Origin of the sequence: Streptomyces europaeiscabiei, assembly GCF_036346855.1 — a bacterium.
GTDB lineage: Bacteria > Actinomycetota > Actinomycetes > Streptomycetales > Streptomycetaceae > Streptomyces > Streptomyces europaeiscabiei.
In genome coordinates this window covers 1,304,658-1,320,195 of sequence record NZ_CP107841.1, presented here as the reverse complement: position 1 = coordinate 1,320,195, position 15,538 = coordinate 1,304,658, and the positions used below count along the sequence as shown (strand labels likewise).

13 protein-coding genes are annotated in these 15,538 nt (G+C 70.1%); 4 read left to right on the top strand and 9 right to left on the bottom strand.

The features are described from left to right. Positions 1–42: 42 nt before the first annotated feature. Positions 43–1,029: an NAD-dependent epimerase/dehydratase family protein gene (locus OG858_RS05955; RefSeq protein WP_086750235.1), complete on the bottom strand. Its 987-nt coding sequence runs from the start codon at positions 1,027–1,029 to the stop codon at positions 43–45. A 215-nt stretch (positions 1,030–1,244) separates the two neighbouring features. On the opposite strand from OG858_RS05955, the gene OG858_RS05950 reads away from it, so the two are divergent. Both OG858_RS05950 and OG858_RS05945 read left to right on the top strand, forming a co-directional pair. Further along, complete coding sequence (locus OG858_RS05950; protein ID WP_218779640.1) at positions 1,245–1,853, top strand: dTDP-4-dehydrorhamnose 3,5-epimerase family protein; 609 nt, start codon at positions 1,245–1,247, stop codon at positions 1,851–1,853. A gap of 67 nt (positions 1,854–1,920) precedes the next feature. Then, positions 1,921–3,141 carry a macrolide family glycosyltransferase gene (locus tag OG858_RS05945; RefSeq protein WP_319065047.1) on the top strand — a complete coding sequence of 407 codons (1,221 nt, stop codon included), beginning with the start codon at positions 1,921–1,923 and terminating at the stop codon, positions 3,139–3,141. Between the two features lie 85 nt (positions 3,142–3,226). Here the strand turns inward: OG858_RS05945 and rfbH are convergent, their stop codons facing one another. Next, a complete protein-coding gene (gene rfbH, locus OG858_RS05940) occupies positions 3,227–4,528 on the bottom strand; it encodes a lipopolysaccharide biosynthesis protein RfbH (protein ID WP_086747551.1) in 1,302 nt (433 codons plus the stop codon). Between the two features lie 288 nt (positions 4,529–4,816). On the opposite strand from rfbH, the gene OG858_RS05935 reads away from it, so the two are divergent. Next, the gene (locus tag OG858_RS05935; RefSeq protein WP_327743209.1) at positions 4,817–6,181 is read left to right on the top strand and encodes an acyltransferase; all 1,365 of its coding nucleotides are present in this window, start codon (positions 4,817–4,819) and stop codon (positions 6,179–6,181) included. Positions 6,182–6,272: 91 nt separating this feature from the next. Here the strand turns inward: OG858_RS05935 and metK are convergent, their stop codons facing one another. The 5 genes from metK to OG858_RS05910 form a co-directional block, all read right to left on the bottom strand. Then, the gene (gene metK / locus OG858_RS05930; protein WP_086747553.1) at positions 6,273–7,496 is read right to left on the bottom strand and encodes a methionine adenosyltransferase; all 1,224 of its coding nucleotides are present in this window, start codon (positions 7,494–7,496) and stop codon (positions 6,273–6,275) included. 88 nt (positions 7,497–7,584) lie between these two features. Further along, positions 7,585–8,193, bottom strand: a complete 609-nt coding sequence (locus OG858_RS05925; RefSeq protein ID WP_086747554.1) for a nucleosidase — start codon at positions 8,191–8,193, stop codon at positions 7,585–7,587. A gap of 64 nt (positions 8,194–8,257) precedes the next feature. Then, positions 8,258–8,611, bottom strand: coding sequence for a DoxX family protein (locus OG858_RS05920; RefSeq protein ID WP_327723420.1), 354 nt, complete (start codon positions 8,609–8,611; stop codon positions 8,258–8,260). A 46-nt stretch (positions 8,612–8,657) separates the two neighbouring features. Then, on the bottom strand, positions 8,658–8,789 hold the full coding sequence (locus OG858_RS05915; RefSeq protein WP_256960301.1) for a hypothetical protein: 132 nt from the start codon (positions 8,787–8,789) through the stop codon (positions 8,658–8,660). Positions 8,790–9,090: 301 nt separating this feature from the next. Continuing rightward, a complete protein-coding gene (locus tag OG858_RS05910; protein WP_086747555.1) occupies positions 9,091–10,308 on the bottom strand; it encodes a cysteine desulfurase-like protein in 1,218 nt (405 codons plus the stop codon). A 171-nt stretch (positions 10,309–10,479) separates the two neighbouring features. Between OG858_RS05910 and OG858_RS05905 the strand changes: the two genes are divergently transcribed. Beyond that, positions 10,480–11,430 (top strand): LysR family transcriptional regulator, encoded by a 951-nt coding sequence (locus OG858_RS05905; protein ID WP_319317067.1) that lies wholly within the window; start codon positions 10,480–10,482, stop codon positions 11,428–11,430. 439 nt (positions 11,431–11,869) lie between these two features. On the opposite strand, the gene OG858_RS05900 is transcribed toward OG858_RS05905, so the two are convergent. Then, entirely contained in the window at positions 11,870–13,093 is a 1,224-nt protein-coding gene (locus tag OG858_RS05900; RefSeq protein WP_328545078.1) for a metallophosphoesterase, read from the bottom strand. A 375-nt stretch (positions 13,094–13,468) separates the two neighbouring features. Next, positions 13,469–14,935 carry a non-reducing end alpha-L-arabinofuranosidase family hydrolase gene (locus tag OG858_RS05895; protein WP_327723418.1) on the bottom strand — a complete coding sequence of 489 codons (1,467 nt, stop codon included), beginning with the start codon at positions 14,933–14,935 and terminating at the stop codon, positions 13,469–13,471. Between the last annotated feature and the right edge of the window lie 603 nt (positions 14,936–15,538).

Below are 15,538 nucleotides of genomic sequence, written 5' to 3'. Positions count from 1 at the left end.
GGCAGCAGGTTCTCCTCAGGTCCGCCGTCGGCCGACGGCGGATCAGCCGTGGTGCTCCACGGCTGCCCGCCACAGGTCCGCCACCATGTCGCGGGGCGTGCACCGCGGCTCCCAGCCGAGCACCGTGCGTGCGGCCGACACGTCCACGGCCATCCAGTCCGTGTCCGTCAGCGGCCGCGGCCCCGCGACGGAACCCTCCACCAGCCGGGCCGGCCGCCCGCTGAGCGTGATCAGCAGGTCCACCATGTCCCGGACGTGCTGCGAGGCCCCGCTCGCGATGTTCAGCACGTGCCCTTCGGCGCCGGGGACGCGCAGCGCGGCCACGACGGCCCGCGAGACATCCTGGGCGTCCACGAAGTCGCGGACGCTGCGCAGCGGTGACACCCGCACCTGCGCGGGCCGCCCGTCCGCGGCGTCGTCGAGCAGCTGCGCGGCCACCTGGCCGAGGAGGCTGCCGCGCGGGGTTCCCGCGCCGATCACGTTCGACAACCGCAGTACCACCGCGTCCACGGTGCCCTTCTCGACGGCCTGCAGCACCGCGCGGCTGCCCTGCAGCTTCGTGCGGCCGTAGTCCGTCGTCGGTTCCTCCGGCGAGGACTCGGTGAGCCACACCCCGTTGGGCTGCGGCGTGTACTCGTGCACGGAACCCAGCTGTACCAACCGTGGCCGGGGCCCGGCGACGGCGAGAGCCGCGAGCAGCCTGTCCACCAGCAGCCGGTTGTTGCTGCGCATCCCGTCGGTGGTGGGGGACCAGACCTCGCCGGCGGCGTTGACGACGGCCACCGGCCGTTGCGCGTCGATCAGTTCGGTCAGGGCCCGCGGCCCGTCGGCGACCAGGTCCATGGGGTGGAAGCGCCAGGACGCGGGTGTCTTTCGCGGATGACGGGCCACGGCGAGAATCTCGTGCCCGGCACGCTCCAGCGCGGCCCCCACGTGGCGGCCCACGAAGCCGGTCGCTCCGAGGAGTACCACCCGGCCGGTCCCCGTGTCCGGGCCGTCCGGCCGTTCCAGCGCACCGATCTCCGCCATGCCACCGCTCCTTCCGGGCCCGCTGCCCGCACGTCCGTCGGCCTCTTCGCCCGCACATCCGTCGGCCTCTCAGGCCTTGCGACGCGGGCACACGGACCTCACCCGCCCACTGAAGCAGCCGCGGATCGAGGACTCCTCCAGGCTCCGTCGACTCCATCCGCCCACCGCCGGAACTCGACCGGTTCTCGATCACGACGCTCTACGGTGTGCTCATCATGAAGGTTCGAGAGATGGCTGTGCCGGACGCCTACCACATCACGCCGCATCAGTTCCGGGACGAACGAGGCAGCTTCTACGAGTCGTTCCGGCACGACCGGCTGGCCGCGGAGATCGGCCGCCCCGTGCCGGTGGCGCAGGTGAACTACTCGGTCTCGCGCCGCCGTACCCTGCGCGGGCTGCACGGCACGCTCCTGCCGCCGGGCCAGGCCAAAGTGGTGTGCGTGGTGCGCGGCGCCGTCCTCGACATCGTCGTGGACCTGCGGGTCGGATCCCCGACCTGGGGCGTGCACGAGGCGAACTGGATGTCCGCGGAGTCGGGCGAGGCGCTGTTCGTCGCCGAGGGCCTGGTGCACGGCTTCCTCGCCCTCACCGACGACACCTGTGTGTCGTACCTGTGCTCCACCGAGTTCGTGCCCGGCACCCAGGTGGACATCGACCCCCTCGACCCCGAGCTCGCCCTGCCCTGGGGCCTGACGGAGACGCCCCTGATGTCGGTGAAGGACTCGTCGGCGATGACCGTCGCCCAGGCCAGGGAAACCGGACTCCTGGCGGGCTACGAGGACTGTCTGACGCACTACGCGGCGCTCCGCGAGGCCGCCCGCTGACCAGCGCCGCGCCGGGAACTCCCGCAGCCGCGGGCGGCGCCCGCCCATCCGAACCCCAGGAGAGCCGATGCCGTCCAGTACGCCCGATCCCGCCTGGCACTACGCCATGCTGCTGTTCGGGGACTTCGGCCACATCGCTCCCACCCTGGGCGTGACCCGCGAACTCCTCGCCCGGGGGCACCGCGTCACCTACGTCGTCGACGAGACCTTCGCCGCGGCGGTCGAGGAGAGCGGCGCCCGCGCCGTCACCTACGCCTCCGCGCGCGGCGACTTCTACCGCGCCGCCGACCCGAGCCCCGACCGGCTCGCCCACGACGGCTACAACCTCCTCCTCGACACCATCCGCACCGTGTTCCCCCTCGCCCGGGACGCCCTGGCCGCCGATCCGCCGGACGTCGTGCTCTACGACTTCGAGACGGTCGCCGCCGGCCGGGTCGCCGCCCGAGTCCTCGGCGCCGTACCGGTGCAGGTCTGCCCGAGCCACGCGGCCAACGAGACGTTCTCGCTGCGCGCCCAGATGTGGGACCCCGGGCATCCACTGATGACCCAGGGCGCCGAGACGATCATCGAGTTCATGGGCCGGCACGGCATCGGCCTGGACGAGATGGGCCGCTACGGCGCCGAGTGGGACGAGCGCAACCTGGTGTTCCTGCCGCGCGCCTTCCAGATCGAGGGCGACAGCTTCGACGAACGGTTCGCCTTCGTCGGCCCCACCTTCACCGAACCCGCCCAGGACCTGTGGTCCCCGCCCGCCGACGGACGCCGCACCGCGCTCGTCTCGCTGGGCACGGAGTCCGGGGACCGAGGCGGCTTCTTCCGGCTGTGCGCGGAGGCGTTCGACCCCGACGACTGGCACGTGGTGATGACACTCGGCCGCGGTAGCGACCCCTCGCTCCTCGGACCACTGCCCACCCACGTCGAGGCACACCCCTGGCTGCCGCATCCCGCCGTGCTGCCGCATGCCGACGTGTTCGTCTGCCACGCCGGGATGGGCAGCCTCATGGAGGCACTGTTCCACGGCACTCCCGTGGTGGCCGTGCCCCGCGCCCACGAACTCGCTCTCAGCGCCGGACGGTTGGAGCAGTGCAGAGTGGGCCGCAGCCTGCCCAGGGCCGGACTGACCGCCCAGGTCCTCGCGGAGTCGGTGACCAAGCTGCTCACCGACCCCGAGGGGCCGGCCGCCCGTGCCCGGATGCGGCAGGCCGTGCGCACGGCGGGCGGTGCCGTCCGAGCCGCTGATCTGCTGGAGGCCTGGGCCGCCGCCCGCCCGGTGCCCGCGGTCGGCTGAACGGCACGAGGCCGCCGAACGGGGCCCGGGGCCGTGCGGGACGCTGTCGGTGCGTCCCACACGGCCCCGGGCCCCGTTCGCGTGCTCAGTGGGGCAGCGTCACGTACTCGATCACCGTGTCGATGCTGTGGTCGATCATCTCGTCGGTGAGCCCCGGGTACACCCCGATCCAGAACGTCCGCTCGGTCGTGATGTCGCTGTTGGTGAGCGGCCCGCTCACGCGGAACTCGCGCCCTTCGTAGGCGGGGTGGCGGGTGAGGTTGCCGGCGAAGAAGCGCCGGGTGGCCACCTTGCTGGTCTCCAGGTGGTCGATGAGCGCGCCCGGCGCGAACGGCGCGTCCGGCCGGACGGTGATGGCGAAGCCGAACCAGCTCGGGTCACTGCCCGGCGTTGCCTCCGGAAGCAGCAGGTGCGGCAACCCGTCCAGACCCTCCCGCAGCCGGGCCCAGTTGTGCCGGCGAGCTGTGCCGAACTCGTCGATCCGGCTCAGCTGCTGAAGCCCGAGCGCCGCGGCGACGTCCGTCGACTTCAGGTTGTAGCCCACGTGGGAGAAGATGTACTTGTGGTCGTATCCCTGCGGCAGCGACCCCATCTGGTGCTCGAAACGCTTGAAGCAGCGGTTGTCCTCGCCCGGCTCGCACCAGCAGTCACGACCCCAGTCGCGCATCGACTCCACGATCCGGGCCAGAATCAGGTTGTCCGTCACCACGCAGCCGCCCTCGCCCATCGTGATGTGGTGCGCGGGGTAGAAGCTCTCCGTCGCGAGATCTCCGAAGGTTCCGGTCAGCTGCCCCTGGTAGGTGCTGCCCAGGGCGTCGCAGTTGTCCTCGATGAGGAACAGGCCGCGGTCCTCGGCCAGTTGGGCGATCTCCCGCACCTGGAAGGGGTTGCCCAGCGCGTGCGCCATCATGATCGCCCGGGTGCGCGGGCCGATCGCCTGCTCCACCCGCTCCAGCGAGGCGTTGTAGGTGTGCAGTTCGACATCGACGAAGACGGGTGTCAGACCGTTCTGCAGGATCGGGTTGACCGTCGTGGGGAATCCGGCGGCGACCGTCACCACCTCGTCACCCGGCTTCAGCCTGTCCTCACCCAGTTGCGGCGAGGTCAGACTGCTCAGCGCCAGCAGGTTCGCCGACGAGCCGGAGTTGGTCAGATGGGCCTTGCGCAGACCGAAGTACTTCGCCAGGGATCGCTCCAGCCTGCGCGAGCTGACGCCCGCGGCTATCCGCATGTCGAGCGCCGCTTCCACGAGCGCCACCCGGTCGTCCTCGGTGAGTACCGCACCCGAGGCCAGCACCGGGGTGACACCCGGCACGAACCCCGACGAGACGGTGGAGCGGTGGTACTCACGCACCAGATCGAGGATCTCGGTCTTGTCGTTCCCCATCGGCTGATGGCCTCCTGTGTGTGCCGGTGGGGACGAGACGGACGGCCGGCTTGCAGTCGAAGCGGGTCCCCACGCCCGTATCGATCGATCGGGGGAACTCCAGACCAGCACGCGTGCCCGGCCGCTGGCCAGGAAGGCCGGGCAACTCTAGGGATCCACCAAAAGCATCGGGGTCCTCGGCACCCCTCACCGAGACATCCCCGCGCATGATCTAGGGATTTCATCACTCGCGGTCCTGCACGCTGAAGAGCGCCCGGCCGCCGGCCCGCGGACACTTGGAGACGCGTCATGAGACATGGCCCACGGCCCGGAACCTCCGGGCGCACCGTCGTCCTGCGCGGCGGAGGCCCGACCGGAGGGCGGGTCCGGCTGGGTGTCCACGACCTGGTGAACGGCACCTTCGCCACGCTGCGTACCTTCTACTACCGGCAGACGCTGGACGCCGACGCCCTCCAGGACTCCCTGCGACGCACCCTCGCCCACTACCCGCTGCTCACCGGCCGCCTCGAACGGGACACGGACGGCGGCCTCAGCGTCGTGTGCGGCGACGCCGGAGCGGTCTTCGAGGTGTCCCGTTCCGACCACGCCATGCCGGACCACGGGCCCGACCGACCCGCCGGCCGGGATCTGCGCCGGTACGTGCGCTCCGTCAACCCCTTCCGCGTCGTCGGCCACAACACCCCGCTGCTCACCGTCAAGGTCACCCACATGCGCGGCGGAGGTTCCGTTCTCGGCGTCTCCGTCAACCACAGCGTCGTCGACGGGGCCGGGTACCTCGGATTCCTGCTCCACTGGTCCCGCGTCCATGCGGGTCAGGACCGGCCCGCACCCGCCTACGACCGCAGCGTCATCGACGGTCTCGCCGACGAAGCGCGTCCCGCGCCGGACGACCCCCAGTACACCGTGGTCACCGGCCGGCAGAAGTTCGGCTTCTTCTGGACGGTCAACGCCCGCGCCCGTCACGTACGCACACTCACCGTCAGGTTCACGGCGAGGGAGGTACTGGCGCTGCGGGAGGCGGCACGGGACGGACAGGACCGCGACCGGGCGCCCGCCTCCAGCGGCGACGCTCTCGGGGCCCATCTGTGGCGGGTCCTCGGCGCGCTGCGCGACCGGGCTCCGGAGGCCGAGGAACGCCTGGGGATCGTGGTCGGCCTGCGGGAAGCGCTCAAGGAGCGCCTGCCGGACGACTACGGAGGCAACGCCGTGTCCAACACCACGGCCGTGCTCCCGTCCCGCGAGCTGCGCGAGGAACCCCTCGCCCACGCCGTCCAGGCGGTGCGGTCCGCCGTGGACCGCGTCACCCTGGCCCGGGTGTGCCAGGAGACGGCGTTCCTGGATGCCCAGCGCCGTGCCGGACGCTCCGGACGAGTGCTCAGCACGATGGCGCTGGATGCCTTCGAGGGCACGGTCGCCCTGAACAACGTCAGCCGGCTTCCGGTCTACGCCGTCGAGTTCGGCGCCGGGCGACCGTTCTGGTTCGAGTATCCGGCGAGCCTCATCCCATGGACCGTCCTCGTCACGCCCACTCCGGACGACGACTACAGCCGCGATGTCCACCTCAGCGTTCCCCGCGACGCCGCGGACGCCCTGCGCGGCCCTGAGTGGTCCGCGCGTCTGCGCGACCCCGCCGGCTGCCACGGCCTTCGCTGACCACGGGCCCCGTTCCTCCACCGTTCCCATGGGAAACGGGCCCCGTCCCCCATGGGGAACAAGGCCCGTCTCCCTGCGTGGCGTCGGCTCGCTATGCTTCCGCGGCCTTGCGCAGTTCCGCCACGCGATCGGTCCGCTCCCAGGTGAAGTCGGGCAGTTCACGGCCGAAGTGGCCGTACGCGGCGGTCTGGGCGTAGATCGGCCGCAGCAGGTCGAGGTCGCGGATGATCGCGGCCGGGCGGAGGTCGAAGACCTCGTCGATGGCCTTCTCGATCTTCTCGACGTCGACCTCGGCGGTGCCGAAGGTCTCCACGAAGAGGCCGACCGGTTCGGCCTTGCCGATCGCGTAGGCGACCTGGACCTCGCAGCGGGCCGCCAGACCCGCCGCCACCACGTTCTTCGCCACCCAGCGCATCGCGTAGGCGGCCGAGCGGTCGACCTTGGACGGGTCCTTGCCGGAGAACGCGCCCCCGCCGTGGCGGGCGAAGCCGCCGTAGGTGTCGATGATGATCTTGCGGCCGGTGAGGCCGGCGTCCCCCATCGGGCCGCCGATCTCGAAGCGGCCGGTCGGGTTCACCAGCAGGTGATAGTTCGCGGTGTCGATCTCGATGCCGTCGTCCAGGAGCGCCTTCAGCTCCGGCTCCACGACGAACTCGCGGATGTCGGGGGCCAGCAGGGAGTCCAGGTCGATGTCGCCGGCGTGCTGCGAGGAGACGACGACCGTGTCGAGGCGGACGGCCTTGTCGTCGTCGTACTCGATGGTGACCTGGGTCTTGCCGTCGGGACGCAGGTAGGGGATGGTCCCGTTCTTGCGGACGTCCGACAGGCGCTTCGACAGTCGGTGCGCCAGGAAGATCGGCAGCGGCATCAGGGTCGGCGTCTCGTCGGAGGCGTACCCGAACATCAGGCCCTGGTCGCCCGCGCCCTGCCTGTCGAGCTCGTCCTCCTCTCCCTCGCCGGAAGAGCCCCCGACCCGGGACTCGTACGCCGTGTCGACCCCCTGCGCGATGTCCGGGGACTGCGCGCCGATGGACACCGACACGCCGCAGGAGGCACCGTCGAAGCCCTTCTCGGAGGAGTCGTAGCCGATCTCGAGGATCTTGTCCCGCACCAGCTGCGGAATCGGCGCATAGGCCTTGGTGGTGACCTCGCCGGCCACGTGCACCAGACCGGTCGTGATCAGGGTCTCGACCGCGACCCGGGACGCCGGGTCGTCGCGCAGCAGGGCGTCGAGAATGGTGTCGCTGATCTGGTCAGCGATCTTGTCGGGGTGCCCCTCGGTCACAGACTCCGAGGTGAACAGGCGACGAGACATGATCCTCCAGTGGTCCGCGGCGCCTGGGCGGGCCACCGCACGAATGAACAGGTCGGGATCCCGCCCCCGCGCCCGCTGTTGCGGCCCGTCAGACGAGATGGTCCCTGATCCAGCGGGCCAGTACGTCCGAGGCCGCCGCCGCGGCCTCGGGCCAGGCCGCTTCGGCGCTCTCGTCGGCCCGGTCGCTCACGTACTTCACGATCCGTACCGGCAGGCCGAACCGCTCGGCCACGGAGGCGATCGCATAGCCCTCCATGTCGACCAGGTCGGCGCGCTCGGCCAGCAGATCGCGGACGCGGCCGTCCGTGACGAAGACGTCACCGGTGGCCAGGGTGGGCCCGGTTTCGGGGCGCAGAGTCAGCGGACGGCCGTAGGAGACCCCGCTGAGCCCGCGCAACACGTCGTCCGGCAGGTCGTGCTGGATGACCCGGGACACTTCCAGCAGCCCGCTCAGCGATGCCTTGAGGGCTCCGGCCGTACCGAGATTCACTATCTCCCGGGGCCGTGCCGACGACAGTGCCAGCGTCAGTTCCATGGCGGCCCGCACCTTCCCCATGCCCGTGATCAGCACGGGGAACGTGTCGTCGAAACATGCCGCCTCCGCCTCCGCGGCCGTCACGATCAGCGGTCGATCGGGGCGTATCTCGCCTCGGAGAGGGACGGTGAAGGAGGGCACGGCCTCGGGAGAGAACAGCATGGAATCCAGTCCGGGAAGTGTGGGTCGGCACAGTGCGGCCGGTCAGGCGTTCTGGGCGCGGTGGTCAGGCGTTCTGGACGGCAGGCAGGTTGGCCGCCGGTGCCGTCACCGCGAGTGCGGTGGGGGCGATCATGCCCCTGCGGTCGTGCGCCCGGACGCGGAAGACCACGGCGCCGCAGCAGTACAGGAACACCCCCGCGGCGGCGGCCACCGCCAGAGGCGGCAGGGCCGGCCCGACGAGCAGGCCGGCCGCGGCAGCCAGGACCCGGCCACGCCGACCCCGCGCATCGAGGTGACGATCGACTTCCGCCGTGTCAGCTTGCCCGCCGCCGAGCCCGGAAGAACGAGTGACAGGGCGACGCCCTGAACGACGTAGTTGATGGTCACGGCTCTCCAGGTGATACCGGCGGCGGCCCATGATCGGCGGTCAACCTCATGCTCGCGTGGATCGCACCAGGAGATCCCTAGAGCAGCCATGTCCGTACGCGGGTCGGGGCGGCCCCGGCGGGCGCGACCTCCCGGGTGAGGTGGCCGACCTGTGTCCGGGGCAGGCATGTGGCGGTGGAGAACGTCGCCAGGTCGGGCGGTTCGAGCATCAGCAGGTGTCGGCCCGGACATGGGCGGCCTTCGCTGCCGGACCGGTGCGACGGGCGACTTCCCCAGGAGCCCGGCAGTGCCCCGCTCGCGATATGAAGCGGGCACTGCTGATGCGTGCGGAGGGGTATTCACGGAGCGGTTCCGCGCGAGGACGATGGAGTGGCCGGCGGCGGCTTCCCGGGCGCGGGCCGAAGCGGCACGACAACGTCCCCACGCCTCGAAGGGACTGCCAGAGGGCATCCGCGCCCTCATGCCCGGGCTCTGATCCGGCTGTTGACCGGAGGACCGGGACTCGGTCGGTCACACTCGGGACAAGCCTCGGAGGAAGGAGGAAAGACCGTCGAGGAGCCTGTCCACGTCGTCGGCGGTGTTGTACGGGGCCAGGCCCACCCGCAGGGCGGGGTCCTGCAGCTTCAGGGCGGCGAAGGGCTCGTACGCGTAGAACGACCCGGCGGGGGCCAGGACGTCGCGTGCGGCCAGGTGCACCTGGGCCTCGCGGGCGTCGCGGCCGTCGAGGGTCATCAGGAGGGTCGGGGTACGGTCGGCCGCCTTCGAGTGCACGGTGACGAGATCGCCCAGAGCGCGCAGACCGTCTTGCAGCCTCGTACGCAGTGCCCACTCGTGCTCGTGCAGAGAGCCCAGCGAACGTGCGAGCCGCTCCCGGCGCGTGGCGCCCCCGCCCGGGTCGATCGCGGCGAGGAACTCCACGGCGGCCGTGGCGCCCGCCAGGATCTCGTAGGGCAGCGTGCCGAACTCGAAGCGCTCCGGCACGGTGTCGGGGGACGGCAGGAGCTTGTCCGGCTGGAGGGTCGCGAGGAGTTCGGGCGCTCCGGCGAGCACGCCGCAGTGCGGTCCGAGGAACTTGTACGGCGAGCAGACGAACAGGTCCGCACCCATCGCGGGCACGTCCACCAAGTGATGGGCGGCGTAGTGCACCCCGTCCACGTACACCAGGGCGCCGACCTCGTGCGCCCGGTCGGCGATCCGGCGTACGGGCGGCTTGGTGCCCAGCACGTTCGAGGCAGCCGTGACCGCGACCAGCCGCGTCCGCGGCGACAGCGCCCGCTCGAACGAATCGAGGTCCAGCTCCGTCGTCCCGGCGTCGATCTCGATCCAACGGACCGTCACTCCGGCGCGCTCGGCCGCCTGGACCCAGGGGCGGACGTTGCAGTCGTGGTCCAGGCGGCTGAGGACGATCTCGTCACCCGCCTTCCAGCCCTTGGCCAGGTGACGGGAGAAGTCGTACGTGAGCTGGGTGGCGCTGCGCCCGTGGACGATGCCGTCGGCGGGCACGTCGAGCAGGTCGGCGTAGGCGGCGCGGAACTCCGTGACGGCGCGCTCGGCGTTCAGCTCGGACGGGCTGACAACACCCCGGTTGGAGAGAGGGCCGGTCAACGTCGCGGTGATGGCGTCGGCGACCGGGCGGGGCGTCTGGGTCCCGCCCGGGCCGTCGAAGAAGGCGAGGCCGAGGTCGAGGGAGGGGAAGTGGGCCCGGAGGGCGGTCAGGTCGATGGCCACGGCCTCGGCTTTCTGCAGAAGTGGGACCGATCCTGCGAACGGCTGCCGACGGTCGGCGACAGCGCGGACGGCAGCGCAGATGGGGCGCGTCCTTCCGGCCGGTTGCCTAGACTCTGGCACCGGCGACAGAACACGTAAAGCGATGGATCGAGAAGGGAAAGTTCACGAGTCATGAAGTCCCAGCCGGATCTGAAGCTTTTGTCCACCTTCATGGCCGTGGTGGACCGTGGCTCCATGGCCGAGGCCGCGGCGGCCCTCGGCTACGTACCCTCCGCGGTGTCCCAGCACATCGCCGCGCTGGAGCGTGACATGGGCATCGAGCTGGTCATCCGCCGCCCCGGCAGCCGGCTGATCCTGACCGCGGCCGGCCGCTCCCTCGCGCAAGCGGCCGAGACGCTCTTCGACGCGACCGCCCGATTCCAGGACGCCGCCAACGGCATCTCGAACCGTGAGATCGCCGAACTGCGCGTCGGCGCCTACCCCAGCGCGATGAGCCACCTGCTCCCCGCGATTCTGTCCGCTCTCAAGCCCCGCGGCCGCGGCCCCCGCATCCGCCTCATCATCGTGGAGACGGACAAAGGGCTGCCCAAGGTCAAATCAGGAGACCTCGACCTGCTCATCGCCTACCGCTACCTGCCCGAGGACCCACCGGCCGATTCCGGAGAGTGGACCATCACCTCCCTGGGGCACGAGCCGCTGGTCCTCGTCGCGGGCACCCGGCCGGGCCGTCGCCCGTTGGAACTGGCGGAATGCCTCGAGATGGAATGGACCTCGGGCCACGCACACAGCCCCGATCGGCGTCTGCTGCGTCGCTGGGCCGGAGAACTGGGGATCTCTCCCGACGTCACGCTGGAAACCGAGGACCTCCACAGCATGCTGGCCATGATCAGAGCCGGTTTGGCGGTGGGCCTGATCCCGGCCACTCTCATCGGCGAAGAGAGCGACCGGTCCGGAGCCGAACGGGTTGTCCTTCCACCCGGAGCCACGCCCCTGCACCGCGAGATCCTCGCCGTGAGCAGACCCGGAACCCGCCCCCCGATCATCAACGAGTTGGTCACGCTGCTGATCGAGGCTTTGGAGAGCGTCCAGTCGTGTGCGACGACATCCCGTGAGTTCCCCTGAGCCCCGGTGAGCTTCCTCGGGTCGGCGGCGCCGGGAGCCGTACGGGGCCCACGTGAACACCGGGCGTCGGCGTCGGCGCAGGAACCGGAGCGGTTCGAGACCGACGCGCTGTCAGGGTTCGTCCTCGCACATGCCTCGGCAGATCGGCAATCGGGAGTCAAAGCCATCGCGGTGCCCCGCGGAGGGCTGGTAGCAATTGGTGGCGCCGACCGAAGCACTTGACCCGCTGTGGCTGGAACAAGGAGTGTTCTTCGTCTGCTGGCGGTAGAGGCGTCACGCTTCGCCGACCTGCGTAAAACGTGGCCAGGTATGGCTCGTTGGAGCCGAGCGGCCCGGGAATGGTCCGGATCTTTTCCTCAGCGAGACGCGCCTGGTCATCTGCCTACGCCGCCCCCATGCTCGTGGACTGCTCCAAGCGGATGTGTTGGCCCGCCCGGTGCTACGGCGAGATGGGCAGGTGCGGGGAGCGGAGCACGAGCAGGGTGATCTCGCTGGGGGCGAAGACGCGGAACGGCGGGCCCCAGAAGCCGGTGCCGCGGCTGGTGTAGAGGAGGGTGCGGGTGCCGTGGTGGGTGAGGCCGGCGAGGGCGGGCTGGTCGAGGCGGACCAGGTGGTGGAAGGGCCAGATCTGGCCGCCGTGGGTGTGACCGGAGAGTTGGAGGTCGATGCCGTCGGCTGCCGCACGGTCGACGAACTTGGGCTGGTGCGCCAGGAGCAGGACGGGCAGGTCGGGGTCGGCGCCGTGCAAGGCTCCGGCGAGGTGGGCGCGGTGGCCTGCCAGGCCTGAGGACTCGGCGGTGACGTCGTCCACGCCGGCGACCACGAGGGTGTCGCCTCCGCGTTCGAGCAGCAGATGACGGTTGCGCAGCGGCTCCCAGCCCAGCTCGCCCATCAGGTCGACCCAGCCCTGAGCCTCGCTGTAGTACTCGTGGTTGCCGGTGACGTATACGCGGGCCCGGGTGGCCCGCACGGTACCTAGTGGGACGGCCTGGGCGCGGCGGCGTTCGGCCGTGCCGTCCGCGATGTCGCCGGTGTGGCAGACCAGGTCGGCTTCCAGAGTGTTCACCGTCTCGCATACCCGCGCCGACCAGCGGGCGCGATCGAGCGGGCCGTAGTGGGTGTCGGTGATGAGGACGACGCGCGTACCGTCCAACCCGGCACCCAGGCGCGGGAGTTGCACGTCGAGCTGGCGCACCTGTGGCACCCGGCGGGCCTCGGCGTACCCCCAGGCGAGCAGCGCGGCGGTTGTGCCGAGGACGGCCCAAGTGACGACTCGGGCACGGTCCTGACTCTCGCCGACGCCGGCCACGGTCAGGGCGAGCCGCAAGGGGACGCCAAGCAGAATGGACCAGGTGAACAGAACCCAGCCGGTGCCCAGCAGGGTGTCACCGACGATCGCCGCCCGGTCCTGCTGGCGCCGGCCGTGGCCGCGCACCATCGCGAGCGGCATACCGACGAGGCCGAGGGCGAACAGGGCGGTGCCGACCAGCGTGACGGGCAGCGGCCAGTGCTGGCCGGTGTGCAGGAGCACCCAGCAGGGCACGGCCCACAGCAGGACGGGGGCGATCAGGGGGATGTAGCGCATCAGGCGGTGCAGTCGACTCTGCCGCCGCGGAGCTGGCGCTTCGCTGTCGGCGGGTCGGGTGTCGCTGGTGTCGGTCACGCTTCCCTCCCGGACCAGGCTGCCGTCCCGCGCACTGTATCCGGTAGCCCTCGGGCCGGCCGGACCGGCGTTCATGGGCACGGGCCCTTGGGGCGAAGGGTTCTCTGCGGGACGGCGGGACTCCGCCGCAGACACCTCCCTCGGCATGACCCGTGATCAGGGCGCTGCCGCCCCGGCCTGGTACTGCTGCCAGTCGAGTGCGCGCCGACGGGACGATGGCCTGAGCGTTATGGAATGGCCCTCGGGGGGCGTTACCCGACCCCGCGATCCGTCGCCGTATGAGCGCTGACGTTGTCGCGTGACCCGGGCGGGCTCGGCCTTCCGCCGAGCCCGCCACGCCCGGCTCCATACCGGAGCCGGACTCGTGCCACGCCGTCAGCGCTGGTGTGTCAGCAGACCCGGACGGTAGGGCAGGAGGCCGTAGTCACCGCCGGAGTTGGGACTGCGCCCCTGGTAGAGCAACTGCAGATTGCAGGGATCGACGGTCATCGTCTGATCGGCGCTGGTGCGGATCAGTTCGCCATGGCTGATGTCGTTGGTCCAGGTGGCGCCACTGTTGGCCTTGCCGGCGAAGGGATTGCTCTCGGTCGCGGCCTGGGGTGTCCATGAGCCGTTCAGACTGGTGGCCGTGAACGACCGGAAGTAGCGGCCCTGCGAGCCGATCGCCTCGACGATCATGAGGTAGCGGTTCTGGCCCTGGAGCTTGTAGACCTGTGGGGCTTCGAACAGGTTGTTCGTCGTGTCGCTCATGATCGTTGTGTAGGTCGAGCCGAAGCTGCCCGGGAAGTTCCCGATCGGCATGCTGGCCCGGTAGATCTTGCCGTTGTCGCCGGCGAAGAACAGGTACATGTTCGACCCGTCGGCGATGAGCGTCTGATCGATGGGTCCTGTACCGGAGCCGGTGATGCTCCCGGTGAAGAGCACCTGCGGTGAGGACCAGCCGTTGGGGTTGGTCGGGTCGCTCGACGTCCGGTAGGAGAAGGCGGTACTACCCCACTGGTAGGCGAGCACCCAGATGTTCTTCGGCGCGAAGTAGAAGAGGGTGGGCGCGACGGTGGAAGCCGACATCGTGTTCTGGCTGGCCGAGGCCATCTCTGGCCAATTGGTGAACAGGCCGAAGTTCATCGAACCCCAACTCGTCCCCGTGTCGTGCGTCGTCGCATAGACGAGTTGCCTGCCGTTGTAGGGGACGACGGTGAAGTCCTTGAGCGAGACCCACCCCGGCTTGGGCTGCGCCAGCGCGCCCGTTGATGTCCAGCGGTATGTCGACGGAAGATCGCACGGGCCGGGATTGTCGCCGCCGACCTTGACGAGCTGCCACTGCTGGTTGGTGCCGCCCCAGTCGTCGTACTGGACGATGTTCGCGTTGTCGGCGGTGGAGGCGCCTTGTACTTCGAGGGCCCTGTTGCTGTGGCGCGAGATGAACCTCACGTAGCCATCCGAGCTGTCGGCCAGCCGCCACTGCTGGTTGGTGCCGTTCAGGTCGGCCCACTGGACGATCGAGCCGCCGTTCGCGGTGGACAAGTTGTGGACGTCCAGCACCTTGCCCGAGTGGCGGGACTTGATGCGGTAGAAGCCCCCGCCGGAGTCCACGAACTGCCACTGCTGCTGGTTCTGATCGTTCCTGGTCCACTGGGTGATGCGGGCGCCGTCGTTGGTCGCCATGTTGTAGACATCCAGGGCCTTGCCGCTGTTGCGGTTGACCAGCACATACGAGGCGTTGGGGTCTACGGTCGCCGCGCTGGCGGGCTGGGCACCGAGGAAGGTAGCCACGAGCAGCAAGGGCGCAAGGACGGCGAGTAAGCGTCTTAGGTGGACCGGGGACGGTTGGCGAAGCCACATCAGAGGGCCTCCTTGAGGGCGGGGGTGAGGTGACACCGATCGACCGCGGAGCGGACGTGCCGGGGGCAGGGACAAGCTCGAAATATTTCGAAGAATTCCCGAATGCTTCGACGCCACAAGCTAGGAATGTGCTGCCCTCCGGTCAAGGGCTGTCGCTGATCTGTCTACAAACAGCGCCTCCCCTTTGGGCTTGGCAAGCTGTCACGCCGGCCGGGAGTGCTCCGGGTCTTGCGACACACGCACGAGTCCAAGGTGTCCGCATGGAGGAAAGAAGTCGAGCAAGCGGCATACGCTCACTCGTCCTGGCCTGGCCCCGGCCCCGGCCCTGCGGCATCCGCCGACGGTAGCGCCGGGGGTTCGCCGTCCGGCTTGTCGGGATTCCAGAAAGTTTCGGGCAAGGAACGGAAACTTCTTCTGCGGGGAGTATTGACGATCCATCGTCAATGCCTCAATCATCCCTGTCTGAGAACCCGGCCATAGTTCGAGATGTCGAACCGCGTCGACTCTGAGCGTTCTGTGCTGCACGGCAGAGCCACGCATGGCTGCACGGCAGAGCCACGCATGGCTGCATGGCAGAGCCACGCATGGCTGCATGGCAGAGCC